This is a genomic window from Luteibacter sp. dw_328 (assembly GCF_018449605.1).
In the GTDB taxonomy this organism is placed as follows: domain Bacteria; phylum Pseudomonadota; class Gammaproteobacteria; order Xanthomonadales; family Rhodanobacteraceae; genus Luteibacter.
Window position 1 is genome coordinate 168,639 of the sequence record NZ_JAAVUW010000005.1, and the last position, 17,869, is coordinate 186,507.

Annotated in this window: 18 protein-coding genes and 1 tRNA gene; 16 read left to right on the forward strand and 3 right to left on the reverse strand. The window is 64.3% G+C overall.

Going from position 1 to position 17,869, the window contains the following annotated elements:
• The first annotated feature begins 15 nt into the window (after positions 1-15).
• From fmt to HB634_RS13530, 4 genes are read left to right on the forward strand one after another with little or no spacing between them, the layout of a single operon-like run.
• On the forward strand, positions 16-945 hold the full coding sequence (fmt, locus tag HB634_RS13515; RefSeq protein ID WP_213949126.1) for a methionyl-tRNA formyltransferase: 930 nt from the start codon (positions 16-18) through the stop codon (positions 943-945).
• Complete coding sequence (gene rsmB, locus HB634_RS13520) at positions 942-2,246, forward strand: 16S rRNA (cytosine(967)-C(5))-methyltransferase RsmB (RefSeq protein ID WP_345777500.1); 1,305 nt, start codon at positions 942-944, stop codon at positions 2,244-2,246. The genes fmt and rsmB overlap by 4 nt, the downstream gene beginning before the upstream one ends.
• A gap of 35 nt (positions 2,247-2,281) precedes the next feature.
• Positions 2,282-3,556 carry an O-antigen ligase family protein gene (locus tag HB634_RS13525; protein ID WP_213948924.1) on the forward strand — a complete coding sequence of 425 codons (1,275 nt, stop codon included), beginning with the start codon at positions 2,282-2,284 and terminating at the stop codon, positions 3,554-3,556.
• A gap of 2 nt (positions 3,557-3,558) precedes the next feature.
• The gene (locus HB634_RS13530) at positions 3,559-4,527 is read left to right on the forward strand and encodes a glycosyltransferase (RefSeq protein ID WP_213948925.1); all 969 of its coding nucleotides are present in this window, start codon (positions 3,559-3,561) and stop codon (positions 4,525-4,527) included.
• Here the strand turns inward: HB634_RS13530 and HB634_RS13535 are convergent.
• On the reverse strand, positions 4,519-5,349 hold the full coding sequence (locus tag HB634_RS13535) for a glycosyltransferase family 2 protein (protein WP_213948926.1): 831 nt from the start codon (positions 5,347-5,349) through the stop codon (positions 4,519-4,521). The genes HB634_RS13530 and HB634_RS13535 overlap by 9 nt on opposite strands.
• Before the next feature lie 74 nt (positions 5,350-5,423).
• Between HB634_RS13535 and HB634_RS13540 the strand changes: the two genes are divergently transcribed.
• From HB634_RS13540 to HB634_RS13555, 4 genes are all read left to right on the forward strand, one after another.
• Positions 5,424-6,257 carry a glycosyltransferase family 2 protein gene (locus HB634_RS13540; RefSeq protein ID WP_213948927.1) on the forward strand — a complete coding sequence of 278 codons (834 nt, stop codon included), beginning with the start codon at positions 5,424-5,426 and terminating at the stop codon, positions 6,255-6,257.
• Positions 6,254-7,285 carry a CDP-glycerol glycerophosphotransferase family protein gene (locus tag HB634_RS13545; RefSeq protein ID WP_213948928.1) on the forward strand — a complete coding sequence of 344 codons (1,032 nt, stop codon included), beginning with the start codon at positions 6,254-6,256 and terminating at the stop codon, positions 7,283-7,285. Before HB634_RS13540 ends, HB634_RS13545 begins: the two co-directional genes overlap by 4 nt.
• A 109-nt stretch (positions 7,286-7,394) precedes the next feature.
• Entirely contained in the window at positions 7,395-9,362 is a 1,968-nt protein-coding gene (locus tag HB634_RS13550) for a glycosyltransferase family 39 protein (protein WP_213949127.1), read from the forward strand.
• Complete coding sequence (locus HB634_RS13555; RefSeq protein ID WP_063572386.1) at positions 9,359-9,682, forward strand: tetratricopeptide repeat protein; 324 nt, start codon at positions 9,359-9,361, stop codon at positions 9,680-9,682. The genes HB634_RS13550 and HB634_RS13555 overlap by 4 nt, the downstream gene beginning before the upstream one ends.
• Here HB634_RS13555 and HB634_RS13560 read toward each other — a convergent pair.
• Positions 9,657-10,559 (reverse strand): lipid A biosynthesis acyltransferase, encoded by a 903-nt coding sequence (locus HB634_RS13560; RefSeq protein WP_213948929.1) that lies wholly within the window; start codon positions 10,557-10,559, stop codon positions 9,657-9,659. The two genes, HB634_RS13555 and HB634_RS13560, sit on opposite strands and share 26 nt — an antisense overlap.
• A 67-nt stretch (positions 10,560-10,626) precedes the next feature.
• Here HB634_RS13560 and dtd point away from each other — a divergent pair, with 67 nt between their 5' ends.
• The 7 genes from dtd to HB634_RS13595 all read left to right on the forward strand — a co-directional run bounded on the left by dtd (position 10,627) and on the right by HB634_RS13595 (position 17,140).
• Positions 10,627-11,070, forward strand: coding sequence for a D-aminoacyl-tRNA deacylase (gene dtd / locus HB634_RS13565; RefSeq protein WP_213948930.1), 444 nt, complete (start codon positions 10,627-10,629; stop codon positions 11,068-11,070).
• A gap of 179 nt (positions 11,071-11,249) precedes the next feature.
• Positions 11,250-13,121: an RNA polymerase sigma factor RpoD gene (gene rpoD, locus HB634_RS13570; protein WP_046969008.1), complete on the forward strand. Its 1,872-nt coding sequence runs from the start codon at positions 11,250-11,252 to the stop codon at positions 13,119-13,121.
• A gap of 188 nt (positions 13,122-13,309) precedes the next feature.
• Entirely contained in the window at positions 13,310-14,368 is a 1,059-nt protein-coding gene (locus HB634_RS13575) for a type IV toxin-antitoxin system AbiEi family antitoxin (RefSeq protein WP_063572389.1), read from the forward strand.
• A complete protein-coding gene (locus HB634_RS13580) occupies positions 14,361-15,236 on the forward strand; it encodes a nucleotidyl transferase AbiEii/AbiGii toxin family protein (RefSeq protein ID WP_213948931.1) in 876 nt (291 codons plus the stop codon). The genes HB634_RS13575 and HB634_RS13580 overlap by 8 nt, the downstream gene beginning before the upstream one ends.
• A gap of 117 nt (positions 15,237-15,353) precedes the next feature.
• Entirely contained in the window at positions 15,354-15,611 is a 258-nt protein-coding gene (locus HB634_RS13585) for a hypothetical protein (protein WP_063573990.1), read from the forward strand.
• 405 nt (positions 15,612-16,016) lie between these two features.
• Positions 16,017-16,532: a hypothetical protein gene (locus tag HB634_RS13590; RefSeq protein ID WP_063573991.1), complete on the forward strand. Its 516-nt coding sequence runs from the start codon at positions 16,017-16,019 to the stop codon at positions 16,530-16,532.
• Positions 16,533-16,615: 83 nt separating this feature from the next.
• The gene (locus HB634_RS13595; RefSeq protein ID WP_213948932.1) at positions 16,616-17,140 is read left to right on the forward strand and encodes a hypothetical protein; all 525 of its coding nucleotides are present in this window, start codon (positions 16,616-16,618) and stop codon (positions 17,138-17,140) included.
• Between the two features lie 67 nt (positions 17,141-17,207).
• On the opposite strand, the gene HB634_RS13600 is transcribed toward HB634_RS13595, so the two are convergent.
• Positions 17,208-17,438 (reverse strand): hypothetical protein, encoded by a 231-nt coding sequence (locus HB634_RS13600; protein WP_213948933.1) that lies wholly within the window; start codon positions 17,436-17,438, stop codon positions 17,208-17,210.
• Between the two features lie 159 nt (positions 17,439-17,597).
• Here HB634_RS13600 and HB634_RS13605 point away from each other — a divergent pair.
• Positions 17,598-17,673, forward strand: a tRNA-Ile gene (locus HB634_RS13605).
• Positions 17,674-17,869: the final 196 nt, after the last annotated feature.

The window sequence follows — 17,869 nt, forward strand, 5'->3', positions numbered from 1 at the left end:
GCGCCGGTGCGTCCCCTGCGCGTGGTGTTCGCCGGAACGCCCGACTTCTCCGTCGCCTGCCTTGAAGCCTGCCGCGCCAGCGGCGCCGAGGTCGTGGCCGTCTACACCCAGCCCGATCGCCCGGCCGGACGCGGGCGCAAGCTTGCCGCCAGCCCGGTCAAGGCGGCGGCGCTTGCCGCCGGCATCCCCGTGGAGCAGCCGGAGTCGTTCAAGGCGGAAGCCGATCGCGATCGCCTGGCCGCGTACGCGCCCGACCTGATGGTCGTGGTGGCGTATGGCCTGATCCTGCCGCGCAAGGTGCTCGCCATTCCCCGGCTCGGCTGCTGGAACGTGCACGCCTCCCTGCTGCCGCGCTGGCGCGGAGCCGCGCCGATCCAGCGGGCCATCCTGGCCGGTGACGACGAGTCCGGTGTCGATCTCATGCAGATGGAAGCGGGCCTGGATACCGGCCCCGTCCTCATCGAGCGCCGCACCCCCATTGCCGCTGACGAAACCGGCGGCAGCCTGCACGACCGTCTTTCCTTCCTGGGCGCGGACGCCCTTGCGGAGGGTCTTCGCCGCATCATGGCCGGCGAAACGCTGGCCCCACGCATCCAGGCCGAAGCGGGCGTCGAGTACGCCCACAAACTCGACAAGGCGGAGGCCCGGCTGGATTTCCAGCTTCCGGCCATCGCCCTCGAGCGAAAGGTACGGGCGTTCAACCCGTGGCCGGTTGCCGAGGCCGATGTCGCCGGTGAGCGCCTCCGCATCTGGTCGGCACGCGCACTCGATCTTGCGTCCGGCGCCGAGCCGGGCCAGGTCGTCGCCGCGACCCGCGACGGCATCGACATCGCCTGCGCCGGTGGCACGCTGCGCCTCACGACCGTGCAGCGCCCCGGCGGACGCCCGATTGGCGCTGCCGACTACCTCAACGCCCGGCCGGAACTGAAGCAGGCTGCCTCGTGAACAAGCCGATTTCGGTTCGCGCCCTGGCCGCCGAAGCACTGGCCGACATCGCCTTGCGGGGCCACTCGCTACGCGAGGTGGCCGATCGCGCCTTTCCCCGTCTCCCGGACTCACGCGATCGCGCACTGCTCACCGCCCTGCTCAATGAGGGCGCGCGCTGGTGGCCACGATTCGACGCAGCGATCGACCGGCTTCTGGACAAGTCGATCCGGCGCAACGATCCGGTGATCCACGCGCTCCTCGTCATCGGACTGATCCAGCTGGAAGTACTCGAGTTGCCGGCCTATGCCGCCGTCGCGGCCACGGTGGAGGCCGTGCGCGAATTGCGCCGCCCGCGGCTTGCAGGGCTGGTCAATGCGGTACTGCGGCGCTGGCAGCGCGAACGCGAGACCCTGAATGTGGCGCTGGATGCCACGCCGGCGACGCGTCATGCGCACCCCGCCTGGCTCGCCGACGCGATTGCCCGCGACTGGCCCGGCCAGGCGGAAGAGATCATGGCGGCGGCGAACCAGGAGCCGCCACTGATGCTTCGCGTCAATCGCAACCGCGCGACCCGCGAGGAAGTCATCGGCCGCCTGACGGGCGCCGGCCTCACGGTCGAACTTCATCCCTGGCTGGCCGATGCCCTGGTGTTGCCGCACAGTACCGAAGTCACCCGCCTTCCCGGCTTTACTCAAGGCGACTTCGCGGTTCAGGACGGCGCCGCCCAGGTACCTGCGGATCTTCTCGACCTTGCCGATGGCCAGCGTGTGCTCGATGCCTGCGCCGCACCTGGCGGCAAGGCCTGCCACGCACTGGAGCGGGCGAATGTCCGCCTGGTCGCCGTCGAATCCGAAGCGAAGCGGGTCCCGCGGATACGCCAGAACCTCGAGCGCCTCGGCCTGCGGGCCGAGGTGATCGTGGGCGACGCGGGAGATGCCTCCGGCTGGTGGGACGGCAAGTCGTTCGACCGGATCATGATCGATGCGCCGTGCTCGGCGACGGGCGTTATCCGCCGCCGGCCCGACGTCCGCCTGCATCGACGCGGCGCGGATATTCCCACGCTGATCGCCCAGCAGGAACGTATCCTGGCCGCCTGCTGGGACCTGCTGGTCCCTGGCGGCCGTCTGCTTTACGTGACCTGTTCCATCCTCCGCGCCGAGAACGAAGGCGTCGTCGGAGCGTTCGTCGCCAGCCGGACTGATGTGGATGTCATGCCGTTAGCACTGCAAGCGGGTCGTGCCGCCGGTATCGGCTGGCAGATTCTCCCGGGCGAGGGCGATCTCGACGGCATGTACTACGCCTTGCTGCGTAAGCGGTGATGTAACATCTCAGGTAATTCGCATGGAAGTTATGCATGACTGCAGCCACTCCGGCCGCTGATCCGACACGTTCCTGGCGAACGCTTCTCCTGAGCGCTCTCGTGGCGATCATTCCGATTGCCGTGTCCGTTCCCTGGAAGGCCAAGGCCTTGCCGATCCTGGCGTTGGTGATCACGGGCGCCTTCCTGCTGGTGTCGCGCGCGGAGACCCGTCTGCGCTACCGGGTGGCGTGGACGATCGTCGCCATTTGCCTGCTGCGTTTCGCCTATGCCGTTTTCAATATCGGCTTCCACCACCTGGGCTGGAACGAGCTCGACCTTCCCGCGCAGACCCTGGTGTTCCTCGTCACCGCAGCGGCATTTACCGGGCGCCTGCATTGGCGCGGCATCTGGACGTTCTTCGCGGTGACCACGCTTGTGCTCGGTGGATCGTGCATCGTCCAGCATCACCTCATGGGCGTGGAACGCGCTTACGGAATCAACGGCGGCGAGTGGAGCGCCATCGAGTTCACCATGGTCACGCTGTGCATGACCCTGTTCTCGATTATCCGGTTGATCGAGCCACGGATCGTGACAGGCGAGCGCTGGCTGCACGCCATCGCCGTCGCCGTGGGCGTCTACGGGGCGATCCTGACCCAGAGCCGCGGCCCGATGCTGGCCTTCATACCTTCCCTGCTCATTGTCATCGCGGTGCACGTGCGCCGTACCGGGCAGTGGCGTGGTGCGCTGATCTTCGTAGGCGTGCTGGTCGTCGGGGTCGCGACCACCACGACCGCGCTGGACCATCAGGTGATCCAGCGGTTCAGCCAGGTCAGCAGCGAGATGTCCACCTTCAGCAAGGACAACAACGTCGGCGCGGTTCGCGAGCGCATGGCGATGTGGCAGTCCGCCTGGGACGCGTTCAGCGAGCATCCCATCGCGGGCGTCGGCGTGGATCAGTTCGGCGCGTACACCCGCGCCCGCATCGCCGATGGCGAAGCCAACCAGGCCATCGCCAAATATGACCATCCGCACAACGAATACCTGGAGGCGGCAGCCACCGGTGGCATACCGTCGCTGATCATCGTGCTGCTCCTGTTCGCCCTGCCGGCGGTCCACTTTGTCCGTCGCCTCGGTGACCGGGACGAATGGGTGGCGACCCTGGCCACGGCCGGCCTCGCGGTGGTCACGATGTACGTGCTTTCGGCCATGACCGACAACGTGTTCTACCGGGCCATGCCGCATTCGTTCTTCCTGTTCCTCGTGCTCGGCTTCGTCATGGCCACGGCACTGCCGTCGGCGGGACGACGCGACGCCCTCGCGAGCGCCTGACCGTGCGCATTCACCTGCTCGCCTGGGACAACCAGCGCGGCCTCTCTCACGACATCCGCGTCGTCGAAGACGCCCTGCGCGAGCTCGGTCACGAGGTCACCGTTTCCCGCCTGGGCTCGCGCCGGCATGACGGCGCCTGGAAACTTCGCGGCATGCGCTTGCGCATGCTGTTGGGCGCCCCGCGTTTCGACATCAACCTCTCGCTCGAACATGTGCGCCCCGCGAGTTTCGGACTGGCGCGCCGCAACCTGCTGATGCCCAATCCGGAATGGGTATCGGCGCGCGGCCGGCGCTACCTGGAGCGATACGACGCCCTGCTGACCAAGACCCACGAGGCCACACGGATCTTCACCGACCTTGGCCTGCGCGCGCTGGAAGTCGGCTTTCGCAGCCGCGACCGTTACGACGCCACGGTCCCGCGGGATGCCAGCGGGTTTCTGCACGCCGCGGGCTCGAGCCAGCTGAAAGGAACGACACGGCTAATCGAGGTGTGGAAGCGCCACCCGGAGTGGCCCATGCTCACCGTGCTTCGCGGTGGCCCCACGGCCGAAGATGAAGGCGGCGCGACCAACCTGCGCATCGTGCGCGAACACCTGCCGGATGCCGAGGTGCGCCGCCTGCAGAACGCGTGCGCGTTTCACCTGTGCCTGTCGCAGACCGAAGGCTGGGGCCACTACCTGGTCGAGGCGATGAGCTGTGCCGCCGTCGTACTGAGCTGCGATGGCGCGCCGATGAACCAGATGATCGACGCCAGCCGCGGCTTGCCCGTGCAGGCGACCGAAGGCGAGGCCTTCCACCTCGCACGCACGTGGCAGTTCGACGAATCCGCGCTCGAGCAAGCGGTGGAACGTGCGATCGCCATGTCCGCCGCGGAGCGGGAGATGCTCGGCGCCAACGCGCGTGGCTGGTACCTCGACAACGAGGCCAGCTTCACCGCGCGCCTGGGTGCGGCGCTGGACGCCTTACGCTGAAGCGGGGCGTGCGTCCGGTGGCGGCGTAGCGAACTCCGCCAGATGCTGGTCCACACCGATCTCACACCGAACCAGGCCGAGCCGTCGCGTTTCGTCGAGGATGCGGTCGTTCGGGTTATCGACGATGTTCTTCCGTGTGCGGTGGTACAGGTGCGTGGCGAGGGCGCTGAAGCGCAGGTCACGACGCTGCAGACCGGCATGGAACGCACGCGTGACCAGCTCGGTATCCTCACGGCCCCAGCCGGTCATTCCTTCGTTGAACCCGTTCAGCGCAAGCAGGTCCTCGCGCCAGAAGCCCATGTTGCAGCTCTTGATGCCGCGCGTTTTCTGACTTGGTTTCGCGTACCAGCGCGCCAGCCACGGCATGCGCAAGGTATGGCGACGACGCTCGATGCCCGGCGTGAAAAACGTGGCGCGGACGGATTCGTCGGCGAGCATGCGGCGGGTCAAGGCTTCGTCGCTGAGGACGCGCGAACCTTGCACGTAGCAGCCCCGCGTCGCGAAGGCTTCGTGGTCGGCAACGAAATGCGGCTCGGCCACCATGTCGCCGTCCAGGATGATGATGTAATCGCCCGAGGCGGCGGCGATGGCGCGATTGCGCGCGCGGCTCATGCGCGCACCGTCGTCGGGTTGCCAGAGGTGCACCAGTCGCACCGGGAACGTCGCGGCCACCCGCTCGATAACGCGACGCGTCTCGTCGGTCGAACCATCATCGGTAACGATGACCTCGTCGGGCAGGCGGGTCTGCCGGGCCAGCGATTCGAGCACGCGCTCGAGAGCGGCGGGCCAGTTGTAGGTGATGATGGCGACGGTCATACGCATGGAGGCAAAGGATAACGGGAACGCCTTAACCCTGCCCGGTCCGGGCCCGCGGGCGATTCGGTTAGACTTTCCCGATGGCGAGCCTCCCCCTGACCCTTGTAGTGATCACCTATAACGAGGCGCATACGATCGCCCGCTGCCTGGACAGCGTGCCGTTTGCGGCCGAAAAGGTGGTTGTCGACAGCGGCAGCACCGACGACACCGTGGCGATCGCACAGGCGCACGGGGCGCGCGTGGTTCACCAGGACTGGCTCGGCTTCGGGCCGCAACGAAACTTCGCCACCACCCAGGCCAGCCACGACTGGCTGCTTGCCCTGGATGCCGACGAATTCCTCTCGCCGGAGCTCGCCGCCGAGCTGGAAGCGGCCTTGCCCGCCCTCCAGGCCAGTGCGGACGCTGCGGCCTTCCTGCGCCGACGCACCATCTACATGGGCGCACCGATGCGCTGGTACCGCCCGGCGATGGGCGAGAAGATGGCTCGCCTGTGGCACCGCGGTCGGGCCCGCTGGACGGATGCGCGCGTGCACGAGTCGCTGCGTTTCGACGGCCCCGCACGTACGCTTCGCGCCCCGTTCGACCACGTGAACAACCCCAGCCTGGTCGAGAAACAGCTGAAAGTGCTGCGTTATTCCGAACTGAAGTGCCGCGACTGGTCCGACAAAGGCAAGTCGCCGCGCATGTGGCAGACGCCGTTTGTCTTCATGCTCGCCTTCATCAAGGATTATGTCTTCCGCCTCGCGATGTTCGACGGCTGGCGCGGATTCATCATCGCCCAGACCGCCGCCAGCTACGCGGTTTACAAGCGCATGCGTTACTACGAAATGCGGCACAACCCTGCCTCGCGTGAATCCGCCGCCACGGCCCTGCACCGTCACGGCTTGGACCGTGGCTCGGAAACCTCCACATGAAGAAGCACTATCTCCTCTACGGCTCGGAGCGCTATGCGCTGGCTATCCTGCGCCCGCTGCAGGACGCCATCCGTGCACGCGGCGACGAGGCGGCGTGGTTCTTCGACGGCCCCGGCGGCGAAGACCTGGTGGCCGGCGAGACCTGGCTGCGCACGACGGAAGAAGTGCGCCGGTTCAATCCGATTGCGGTGGTCACCTCGAGCAATGCCGTGCCGCATTTCTTTCCGGGCGTGAAGGTGGAGACCTTCCACGGCTTCAATGCCGGCAAGCCCCGGCACATTTATATCCGCGGTTTCTTCGACCTTTACTGCACCACCGGTCCGAAGGACACGAAGGCCTTTGGCGACATCGCCGCGCAGATGGACCATTTTGCGGTGAAGGAAACCGGCTGGCCCAAGCTCGACCCCTTCATGGGCGAGATGGGCGCGCGACCGGTACCTCCGCTGCGCCAGCCGCCAGTCATCCTCTATCACTCCACGTTCTCGCCCTCGTGGAGCGCCGCGGAGATCCTCTACGACAAGGTCCGTGAGCTTTCGCGCGACGGCCGTTACCGCTTCATCGTCACCTTCCACCCGAAGATGAACCCGGAAACCACGGCCAAGTACCGCGCACTGGCGAACGAGCATCTGCGCTTCGCCGACGACGACAATATCCTCGACCTGTTCGGCCAGGCGGACATGATGTGCTCGGACACCTCGTCGGCGCTGAGTGAGTTCCTGCTCACCGGCAAACCGGTGGTGACCTTCAAGAACCGGGCGCCCGGTCCGCAGCTGATCGACATCGACGCCCCGGAGCAATTCGAACCGGCCATCGAGCGCGCGCTGGCCCGTTCGCCTGAGCTGATGAAGGCCATCGACGACTTCGGAGCCAGCATCCACCCCTACCGCGACGGCAAATCCAGCGAGCGGGTGCTCGATGCGATCGACCAGTTCATTGCCGAAGGCGGGCGTAACCGGCGGCGTAAGCCCCTCAATCTGTGGCGCAAACTGAAGATCCGACGACGCATCGGCTATTGGGGCCCGGCCTGACCGGCCGGGGCGTCCACGTTCTGGCGACGACCGGGGCGGTAGGAGTGGAGTCAGCCATTCCCCTGACCGTACGTTTAGAATTCATGATCCTTCAACGGTGACGACGCCCTTGTCCAATAGCGCCTATATCCGCTCGGAACATCTTCGTGCCCTCTGGCCCTGGCTGCCGCTGTGGTCGGTGATGGCCCTGCTCGCCATCTTCTCCCACGGCCCGATGCCGATGTTCTCCACGCGGACCCTCGCCGTGGCATGGGAGATGTGGGCGCACGGCCATTGGCTGGTGCCGCACATCAACGGCGATCCGTACAGCGAGAAAGTCCCCCTGCTGTTCTGGATGATCCATGCGGGCTGGGCCGTCTTCGGCGTCAACGACGTATGGCCGCGGATCCTCGAGGTGATCTTTGGTGGCGCGCAGCTGGTGCTGGCGTCCGTCCTCGCCAGCCGGCTGTTTCCCACCCGCCCCTGGGTCGCCAAAGCCACGCCGTGGCTGTTGATGGCCTTTGCGTATGCCTTCCTGTTCGGCCTGCAGATCATGTACGAGGTGCTCCTCGTGGTCTGGGTGCTGGCGGCCCTGCTCTGCCTCACCCCCACGACCACCCGCGCCGAGCCGCGTTGGTGGCTGTTCGGCCTGATGGTCGGCCTCGGCCTGCTGACCAAGGGGCCGGTGATGGTGGTGCACGTTCTGTTCCCGTTCCTGCTCGGACCGCTGTGGAACACCTGGGCACGCGACAACCGCGCGCGCTGGTACGGCTTCGGTGTGCTCGGTTTGCTGCTCGGCTTTGCCATCCTGCTGGCCTGGGCCATTCCCGCGGGACAGTCAGGCGGCGAAGCGTATCGCCAGCGCCTGTTCTTCACGCAGACCGCCGGACGCGTGGTGTCTGAACGTACCCAGGGGCTGCAGAATCATGCGCGGCCGGCCTGGTACTACCTGATCTACCTGCCGGTCATCGTGTTTCCGCTGAGCGGCTGGCTGCGTGGCATCGTGGCGTTGCCGATGACGCTGTTCCGCCGCCCCTGGCGCGTGGGCACGGTTGCGGCGCTGGTTGTCGCCGGCGTCGCCTTGCTCCTGTTGCTGGTTTCAGCAGCGGTCCCGCCGGTTGACGCACATGCGGACCAGATCCGCCGGGTGGTGGACCGGATCCTGCTGGTGCTGGTGCTGGTGCCCCTGTTCGTGGCGCTGGTGCGCCAGCCGCTCGAGTCGGGCCTGCAATTCCTCGTCGTCTGGTTGCTGCCTGCCCTGCTGACCTTCTCGCTGATCGGTGGCAAGCAGCTCTACTACCTGCTGCCCGAGCTGGCTGGCGTGACCATGCTGGTGGCGGCCGCCGTGGCCGACCTGCGCGAACGCCACAAGGGACTCGCTGCGAGCTACGCCCTCGGCACGTGGCCGCTTTCGCTGGGCGCCTTCCTGCTCGCCATCGTGATGTTCGCCATGCCGGTGGTGGTGCCGACGCACTTCCCGGGCAACATCTGGCTGGTTGGGATGGCTCCCTACTCGCGCTTCTTCGGGGTCATTTTCGTCGTCCTCGGTGCCCTGCTCCTGCTGCGCGGCCGCGGTGAGATGCGCCGGCTGGCGTTCGCCGGACTGATCGGCACGGTGTCGCTCAATGCCTTGTTTACGATGGGCGTGTGGTATCGCTACGACCTCGCCCCGGCGTCGGCCTTCCTCGCCCAGGCCGATGCCGCCGGGCGTCCCATCGGCAACCTGGGCACCGAGTACAACGGCCAGTACCACTTTGCCGGTCGCCTGATGCACCCCATCGCGCGCCTCAACGAATTGCCCGGCGCGGCCCCGCAGGCCGATGACGACGATGATGACGCCGCCGTCCATGACGGTGACAGCCTCGACGACTTCGCCAGACATCACCCCGATGGCCTCGTGGTGTCCTACGCCAAGCAGCCACCGGCGAATGCCTTCCGCTTCGCCCGACTGATCCAGCCTTCGCGCACCGGATGGCTGATGATCTGGGATGCCGCCACGCTCAACGCCCTGCACATGGACCGTGTGCCGCCCGAGCCGAAGCAGGCGACGCTGCTTTATCCGCAGGATTACTGGCGCACGCGGACTGCGGCGCGATGACCGACCCCCTCGTCGAACGATTGCGCGCCCAGGTCGGCGGCGTTCGCGACGGGGCCTTGTTGCGCTTCTCCATCGGCAACGCGCATCTGGGCGATGGCGCCTATGCCGAGGCTGCCACCGCCTTCCGCGAAGCGCTGGGCTTCGATCCCGCCTATTCCGCGGCCTGGAAACTGCTGGGCAAGGCGCTGCTGGCGAAGGACGACGAGGCTGGCGCCGCGGAGGCGTGGCGGCAGGGCATTACCGCGGCGACCGGCCGCGGCGATATGCAGGCGGCCAAGGAGATGACTGTCTTCCTCAAGCGCCTTTCGCGGAACGATTGATCCAGTACGGATTGCGACCGGACGCGTTGAAGCGCTTGTAGTGCCACTGGTACTGCGTGAAGGCGCGTTCCGCACACTGCTGCACACCGCGATTGAGCGCGGCGCAGGCCACGCCGAGGTCGGTACTGTCGATGCCTTCAGGGGCCGGCAGGACGTGGATGCGGAACCCGGCGCCCTCGGGCAAGCGCTCGGCGAAGCTGAATAGCACCGTGGCGCCCGTGCGCGCCGCCAGCCTTGGCAAGAGCACCATGGTTAAGGCTTCCACGCCGAAGAAAGGCGCGAACACACCCTCGCCTTCGCGGGGCCGCTGGTCCGGCAGGATGCCAACCGTGCCCCCGGCGGCAAGACGCTTGAACAGCGTGCGGACCCCGGCACCTTCGGCGCGCACCTGCTCCGGCGCGAGCTTGCCGCGCACCTTTCGGAGCAGCCCTTCGATCGCCGCGATACGCGGCGGCCGGTAAAGGATGGCCATGGGGGTCTTGCTGCAGAGCCAGTAATTGAGCAACTCCCAGCAGCCGAGATGGGGGGCGGCGACGATCACGCCCTTCCCCGACGCCAGCGCGGCGTCGAACAGCTCACCCCCCACGACCTCGCGGACCAGACCGAGCGAACGGTCGGCACCGGCGCCCCAGATGGCGGCGACCTCGGTCACCGACTTACCGGCCTCTTCCATCGTCTCTTCCAGGAGCGCGGCCCGTTCGGCGTCAGTCAGTCCGGGACGGGTCAGGCGCAGGTTCACGGCGGTGACATGGGTGCTGTGCGAGTGGGCACGCAACGCACGCCGGCCCATCCAGGCGCCGACCGAGTGCACGGTCCGCAGCGAAAAAAGGCTGACCAGCCGGAGCAGGAGGTAAAGGAGGTAGATATCGGGACGCATCCGGAGAAGTGTACCGCCGCGTGCCGGCCTCCTTTAAGCTTGGCCGCCATCCGCCGTTAGCCTTCCCATGATTGCAGTGATCCAGCGTGTGGAGTCCGCACGTGTCGATGTCGAGGGAGAAACCGTGGGTGCCATCGGCGCCGGCCTGCTCACGCTGGTCGCGGTCGAGCCGGGCGACGGTGAAGCCCAGTGCGTCCGCATGCTCGAGCGCCTTCGCGGTTACCGTGTGTTCTCCGACAGCGAGGGGAAAATGAACCTCAGCCTTGCCGATACCGAGGGCGGCCTGCTCCTGGTCAGCCAGTTCACCCTCGCCGCAGATACGCGCAAGGGCATGCGCCCCAGCTTCACCACGGCCGCGCCCCCGGCCGAAGCGAGCCGCTGGTTCGACCGCCTGGTCGAGCTGGCCCGCGCCGCCCACGGCCCGGGGGTGGAAATCGGACGCTTCGGTGCCCATATGAAGGTACATCTCATCAACGACGGTCCGGTCACCTTCCGCCTGGAGGTGCGCTGAGGCGTCCTTACGAGGGTCCATGGCCCTTTTTCCTCCTCATCGCGACGCTGACGCCCGGCCGGAAACGGCCATATGGCGCGATTCTTGCGTCCCCTCGATGAGCCCGATCCACTTGAAAACTGGTCAAAAAATCATCAAATGACTATACTGATCGGTTCCTGTAACCCGCGGCGGTCGGCATGACTAATAAAGCTCACGAGCAGCAGTCTGAAATCAAACAGCTCATCTCCAAGGGTTTGGAGCAGGGCTACCTGACCTACGCGGAAATCAACGATCACCTGCCCGACGACATCGTCGATCCGGAGCAGATCGAAGACATCATGGCGGTGCTCAAGGGCGTCGGCATCGAGGTGCATGATTCCGCGCCCGACACCGACACCATTTCCGACGGCGCTGCGCCGGGTTCCAGCACGGATGACGAATCCGCCGCTGAAGAAGCCGTGGCCCTGCTGTCGGCCGTCGACGCCGAAGTCGGCCGCACGACGGATCCCGTGCGCATGTACATGCGCGAGATGGGTACCGTCGAGCTGCTGACCCGCGAAGGCGAGATCGCCATCGCCAAGCGCATCGAGGAAGGCCTCAACCAGGTCCAGACCGCGCTGGCCAGCTTCCCCCTCACCATTCAGCTGCTGCTCGAGGAATACGACCAGCACGTGGAAGGCAAGCGCCGCCTGAGCGAAATCCTGGCTGGCTTCACCGACCTCGAGGAAGCCGCGGACGCCGCCAAGGCTGAAGCCGCCGAGGCCGCCGAAGCTGCCGCCGCCGAAGCCGATGGCGAGGAAGAGGAAGAAGTCGAGGGCGCGCCGGTCGCCGAGGAAGAGGAAGCCGGTCCGACCGGTCCCGATCCGGAAGAAGTGAAGCGTCGCATGGAAGAGCTGCGCTCGCTCCATGGCAAGTTCCAGAAGACCGCGCCCAAGGCCGAGATCAACGACAAGAAGCTCGCCAAGATCCGCGAGCAGATGTCGGAAGCCTTCCTCAACCTGAAGCTCCCGTCGGCGCTGATCGACAGCTTCGTGCGCAAGCTGCGCGAAGTGGTGAACGACATCCGTCACCACGAGCGCGTGCTCATGGACATCTTCGTCAAGCAGGTGAAGATGCCGCGTGCGGAGTTCCTCAAGAGCTTCCCGTCGAACGAAGGCAACCTCGAGTGGGCCGCCGAACTGGGCCGCAAGCGCCAGAAGTGGTCGCCGAACATCAAGAACTACCGTGAAGTGATCGACGGTGAACAGGAGAAGCTCGCCGCTATCGAGCGCACCCTGTACCTGCCGCTGACCGACATCAAGGAAATCAATCGCGCCATGTCCGTCGGCGAGGCGAAAGCCCGTCGCGCCAAGAAGGAAATGGTCGAGGCCAACCTGCGCCTGGTCATCTCCATCGCGAAGAAGTACACCAACCGCGGCCTGCAGTTTCTCGACCTCATCCAGGAAGGCAACATCGGCCTGATGAAGGCCGTGGACAAGTTCGAATATCGCCGCGGCTACAAGTTCTCGACGTACGCGACGTGGTGGATCCGTCAGGCCATCACCCGCTCGATCGCCGATCAGGCTCGCACCATCCGTATTCCGGTGCACATGATCGAAACGATCAACAAGCTCAACCGCATCTCCCGCCAGATGCTCCAGCAGTTCGGCCGCGAGCCGACGCCGGAAGAACTGGCCAAGGAAATGGAGATGCCGGAAGACAAGATCCGCAAGGTCCTGAAGATCGCGAAGGAACCGATCTCCATGGAAACCCCGATCGGCGACGATGAAGATTCGCATCTTGGCGACTTCATCGAAGACACCAACGCCAGCTCGCCTGTCGAGTCGGCGACCGAAACGGGTCTCATGGAAACCGTGCGCGACGTGCTCGCTGGCCTCACCCCGCGTGAAGCCAAGGTGCTGCGCATGCGCTTCGGCATCGACATGAACACGGATCACACGCTGGAAGAAGTCGGCAAGCAGTTCGACGTCACCCGCGAGCGCATCCGTCAGATCGAAGCCAAGGCCCTGCGCAAGCTGCGTCACCCGAGCCGCTCGGAGACCCTGCGGTCGTTCCTCGATATCGATTGATCGGTTTTGACATCTGGTTAGACGAAAACGCCCGCGCAAGCGGGCGTTTTCTTTTGGCCCCATGAAATTTATCGAACTATCAATAACTTATTTTTTCAGGCATCTTTCAGACGTCAACCCGTCTGTTCAGTTCTTTACTCTGTTCGCGTTACGTGAACATAATTAATTATTGAACACGGAGCCGCCCCATGAATGAAGATGAGCTCATCCATTGTGCCGTTGCCGCAGTCCGGGTGACGACCGGCCTCGACTTCTCGGTAGTCGCTGCCGAGGCGACGAGTGTTGCCCAGAAGGGCTACAGAACCGACGCATTCCTGGATCTGGATCTTCCGGACGGGCACAGGCGTTTCATTGCCGAATGCAAGTCGCGGGTCGACAGGACATCCATGCTCTTGCAGGTGAAGTCCCAACTGGACGCCGTTCGGTCAACCGCTTTGCCCCTCTTGGTCACGCATCGCATGTCCGCCAACATGCTGGACCAGTGCCGACAGATCGGACTGAATGTCATCGATGCGGCGGGAAACTGCTACCTCGAGGACAAGGGTCTCTTCGTGTTCGTCAAAGGCAACAAGCTACCTGATGACGCGCCAAGCGTACCGACCGATTACCGCGGTGGCACCAGCTATGGATCGCTCCGCCTCATCTTTGCCCTGATCTGCAAGCCCGAACTGCTGGGGGCGTCGTACAGGGAACTGGTCAGCGTCTCAGGAATTTCCCTCGGCTCAGTCGGCTGGATCTTCAACGATCTCGAATTACGAGGGCTCGTTTCGCAACGCGACGGCAACAAGCGACGCCACTTTCTGGACCTGCCTCGTCTTCAGGAAGAATGGGCAGCCAATTACACCCACAAACTGAAGCCTCGACTCAAAACACAGCGGTTCAGCGCCCCAGAAACCGTAGCGAACTGGTGGCAGCGAGCGACAAGCTTTCGGGGTGATTTCTTGTGGGGCGGCGAAGTAGCAGCCGCTATTCTAGACGGACACTTGAAGCCGATTACAGCGACGCTCTACACGAAGCGACACTGGGACAAGACGGCCATCGCAGGGCTTGTCCAGCAACACAAACTCCGCGCCGACCACGAGGGCACAATCGAGATTGTCGAATCGTTCTGGAGCTTCGACAACGAGCAGACGGCACGCGGACTCGTACCATCGTTATTGATTTATGCAGATCTGCTCGCGCTTCTGGATCCGCGAGCCGCCGAAGCAGCCGACGAACTCAGGGAACGTCATCTTCATCATGCGTAAGTTGCCGAAAGATCGCCCCCTCGACCCGCTAAGTCTCGATATTCTCAGAGCCGTAAACTCAAGTGCACACGCGTTGAATGTACCCGTCATGCTCGTGGGGGCAACGGCGCGGGACATCATGCTTACGTTCCTGCACGACATTCCTGCTCGCAGGGCCACTGAGGACATGGACTTCGCTTTGGCCGTACCCAATTGGGAAGCATTCGAAAACGTGGCGCGGGCGTTGACTGACGACCCCAGGTTCACCATGGACAAATCTATGGCCCACCGCATCTTATTCCGCTACTCGGACACACTGCCTTCTCGGAGTGTCGATGTAGTCCCCTACGGTGCGGGGGTCGGCGGCGAGGTTTTCCGCTGGCCAAAGAACGACGACATCGAAATGAACGTGGCTGGTTACGAAGATGCGGCGAGAGCCGCTGAGTTAGTTGGGCTTGCGTCGGACTTAGATTTTCACGTGGTGACCTTGCCCGGCCTCACCTTGCTCAAGTACTTCGCATGGGTCGATCGCCGAACCACAACGCACAAGGACGCCTTCGATTTAGCCCTCATACTTCGTCAATATGGAGACGCAGGCAACCACGAGAGACTGTTTGGCGAAGCCATTGACCTCCTGGGTGCGGTCGAATTCGATCTGGACCGGGCATCACCAAGACTGCTTGGGCGGGATGTTGCAGGGCTCTGTTCCGGCGCGTCCCATGAGCGCCTGGCATCGCTACTTGCGGACTTTCGACTCATGGACGCGCTAGCGCTAGACATGGTTCGGGCCGGGGGCACCGATTCGACCGATGCCGGGCAGGCGCTTATCGGCGAGTTTCGAGCGGGCTTTCACTGGCGTTTGACTGGATCGGTAGCGACACCTGGTTAGCTGAAAACGCCCGCGTAAGCGGTCTTTTTTTTGGAGGGGGCTGTCGCCTGGCCGGGCCTTGGCAAGCCTTGCAGCCATGCGGTGTAATGCTGGCCAGGGATCAGGGGGTACATCGCTATGGATATGTCACGCAGGCACGCCGATGGCCTCGCTCAGGCGCGCCGCGCACTCATGGCCAGGGGTCTCGACGACGAGAAGCTGTCGAGATGCATCTGTAAAAAAACCAGCGGATCGTCCGTCCTCGACTCGGTGACGCTCGCCTGGTCCAAGGGCTGGCGCTTCGACACGTCCGCTTGCCCGCGGGGAAAAGACGAGACGACCTACAGGATCGTCGTGCCGATTATCTTTTCGCTCGGATTTGGCAAGACTTTCTAGGGTGGTCGAACGGACGGGAGAAGGCTCAATGGATGGTTTGTCGGCTAAAGACATCGTTGGCGTGATCCTGGGGATCGCCTTCCTCGTGGTGATTGTGTTTATGCGTGGAAGTTCGTCGCGCCGGCAACCCAATGACACGTTTTTCAACTGCTGGCGCTGTAAGGCACTCACGCCGCACAACCAGCGCACGATTGAAGCGTGGCGTAACGAGAAGACTCACTTCTTCTGTGGGGCCTGCCATACCAAGTGGCTGCAGTCTCATCCTGCGCCGCCTGGACAGGCACGACCGGCCAAAGAGTACAGACCACGAAGGAGGTCGAGTCCCGTGGGAACTCTCGTGGCGCTCGGGGCCGTCATGGTGATCAGCGCTATCGCTCGTTCGTGCTCATAAGGATTCCCGACACCATGCGAATCGCGCAATTCCTCTTTGGCGACTCTCCGGCCGCCTTTCCGACCGACCTCTCGCTGGACGAATCGATCCGTCGCTTGTCTTCCGTCGTGGAGAAAGATGGCTTCCTCTCGGGCCTGCGCACGCACGAGGGGCAACGTGTCTTCGGGAGTGTCACTCAACGACGCGTACGTCTGACATGGGTGACGCCCTTTGTGAGCAACGTTTATCGGCCGCGCTTTGTCGGTCGCTTCGTAGCCGTAGGCGATAAGACGGTGTTGGTGGGTAAATTCGGCGTCTTGCCCGTGGTGAGAGCCTGGGCTTGTGTCTTCGCTATGGCCGGCATGCTTGGCGCGGGCATCGTCGCCTCTCAAGCGAACCCTGGCTTGTACCCACGTCTGGTTCTGTTGCTGGTGGCGATCGGCGTCAGCATGGTGGGTTTCGCCGCGGTCCGCCTGTCCCAATGGCTGACAGGAGGCGTTCGGCGGGACCTGGCGACGTTCATCACTTCAAGTCTCTCGGGCAAAGGCTGATCGCTCGCGCTGTGCAGCAGGGTGGCATCTCGCACTTTCTTGCGATCTAATGTGCACCGGGGAATCAACAGGGACATACCAGGATGAAATGGATCTTCCGCTTCGTCGTGCTCGTAGTCGTCGTCTATGGGGGCCAGACTGCTTTCCGCCAGATCAGCCTCGCCCATGAGCGATATGAGCTCCGCAAGCAAGTACAAGCGCAGATAGAAGCCCTCCCGGCCGCCCAACGGCGAGCGGCGGCGCTCGGGGTCTATCTCAGCTTCTACTGGTCGGGTTCGAATCTGCTGCCCACCGTTTGCAAGAAGGAAGGCGTCGACCTGTCCGACTACCAGAGGGCCTACGCCGACCGTTACGCAGCCGAGCATGACCGTGTTCGTGCTGCCTACCGAAGTGTCGGTGGTAGCGAGCAAGCGATTATCTCCGCCCTCTCGGCGGGGAGCAGCGACGTCTTCAAGAAGGCATTACTGCGTGCTGCCGATATATCGCACAGTGGCGACAGCATGGCCGACGGCTGCCGGGCCATCCTGAAGAAGCAGGACAAGGTTCTGGACAGGATGAACTTTGCCGAGACCTTTCCCTATGTGTGGGGTGTCGCCGACGTTCGCTGACACCGCGGCGTCGCATGAGACAACGCCCGCTTGAGCGGGCGTTGTCGGCCGAACTGTTGCTCTTGGCTTAGCGGTGGTAAGCCGGGCGGTGCGCCGGATGGTGACGCGGCGGCGGACGGTGGTACGGACGGTGGTGGACCGGCCGGTGGTGATAGCGGTGATGCACCGGGCGATGGTGGACCGGGCGGTGATGCACCGGGTGATGCACGACTTCTCCGCGACGCGACTGCGCCATCGACAGTGCTGGCATCGCCAGTGCCGTAACGGCCAGCGCAATGGCAATCAAAAGCTTCTTCATGACCCCCCCTTGCTTGTAGGAAACGCGGCAAGCATGCGGGGAGCATGCTGAACTGTCGACCTTTTTTACGGCTCGTATCGTCACGCCCCCTTTCCGCGCCATGTGGGCCTTCACCCATCGTCGAATGGGCATCCATTGGTTACACTTGGCACCGCGTATGGGCCTATAGCTCAATGGTTAGAGCAGAGGACTCATAATCCTTTGGTTCCAGGTTCGAGTCCTGGTGGGCCCACCAAGCGCGCGGCGTGCCACGGCGTCGCATGCGCGATCCACCATAGTTTGGTCAATTTGGCCAAGCGTCGACGCACGTCCACCAAGTTTGCCCCCGCTGGCACGACTGGAAATCAGGCATACGCGCAGCCTGTAGCTGGTTCGAATCCCACCTTCTTCGCCAGCTACGCAATTACGCCCTAATTTCGTGGGCTTTTTTT

What these genes read in the sequence shown, in the direction of transcription:
- HB634_RS13585 (WP_063573990.1), top strand. Translation starts at nt 15,354, where the DNA reads ATGGATATGTCACGCAGGCACGCCGATGGCCTCGCTCAGGCGCGCCGC.
- HB634_RS13540 (WP_213948927.1), top strand. Translation starts at nt 5,424, where the DNA reads ATGGCGAGCCTCCCCCTGACCCTTGTAGTGATCACCTATAACGAGGCG.
- HB634_RS13555 (WP_063572386.1), top strand. Translation starts at nt 9,359, where the DNA reads ATGACCGACCCCCTCGTCGAACGATTGCGCGCCCAGGTCGGCGGCGTT.
- HB634_RS13595 (WP_213948932.1), top strand. Translation starts at nt 16,616, where the DNA reads ATGAAATGGATCTTCCGCTTCGTCGTGCTCGTAGTCGTCGTCTATGGG.
- rpoD (WP_046969008.1), top strand. Translation starts at nt 11,250, where the DNA reads ATGACTAATAAAGCTCACGAGCAGCAGTCTGAAATCAAACAGCTCATC.
- dtd (WP_213948930.1), top strand. Translation starts at nt 10,627, where the DNA reads ATGATTGCAGTGATCCAGCGTGTGGAGTCCGCACGTGTCGATGTCGAG.
- HB634_RS13535 (WP_213948926.1), bottom strand. Translation starts at nt 5,349, where the DNA reads ATGCGTATGACCGTCGCCATCATCACCTACAACTGGCCCGCCGCTCTC.
- HB634_RS13525 (WP_213948924.1), top strand. Translation starts at nt 2,282, where the DNA reads ATGACTGCAGCCACTCCGGCCGCTGATCCGACACGTTCCTGGCGAACG.
- HB634_RS13600 (WP_213948933.1), bottom strand. Translation starts at nt 17,438, where the DNA reads ATGAAGAAGCTTTTGATTGCCATTGCGCTGGCCGTTACGGCACTGGCG.
- HB634_RS13560 (WP_213948929.1), bottom strand. Translation starts at nt 10,559, where the DNA reads ATGCGTCCCGATATCTACCTCCTTTACCTCCTGCTCCGGCTGGTCAGC.
- HB634_RS13590 (WP_063573991.1), top strand. Translation starts at nt 16,017, where the DNA reads ATGCGAATCGCGCAATTCCTCTTTGGCGACTCTCCGGCCGCCTTTCCG.
- HB634_RS13580 (WP_213948931.1), top strand. Translation starts at nt 14,361, where the DNA reads ATGCGTAAGTTGCCGAAAGATCGCCCCCTCGACCCGCTAAGTCTCGAT.
- HB634_RS13545 (WP_213948928.1), top strand. Translation starts at nt 6,254, where the DNA reads ATGAAGAAGCACTATCTCCTCTACGGCTCGGAGCGCTATGCGCTGGCT.
- HB634_RS13575 (WP_063572389.1), top strand. Translation starts at nt 13,310, where the DNA reads ATGAATGAAGATGAGCTCATCCATTGTGCCGTTGCCGCAGTCCGGGTG.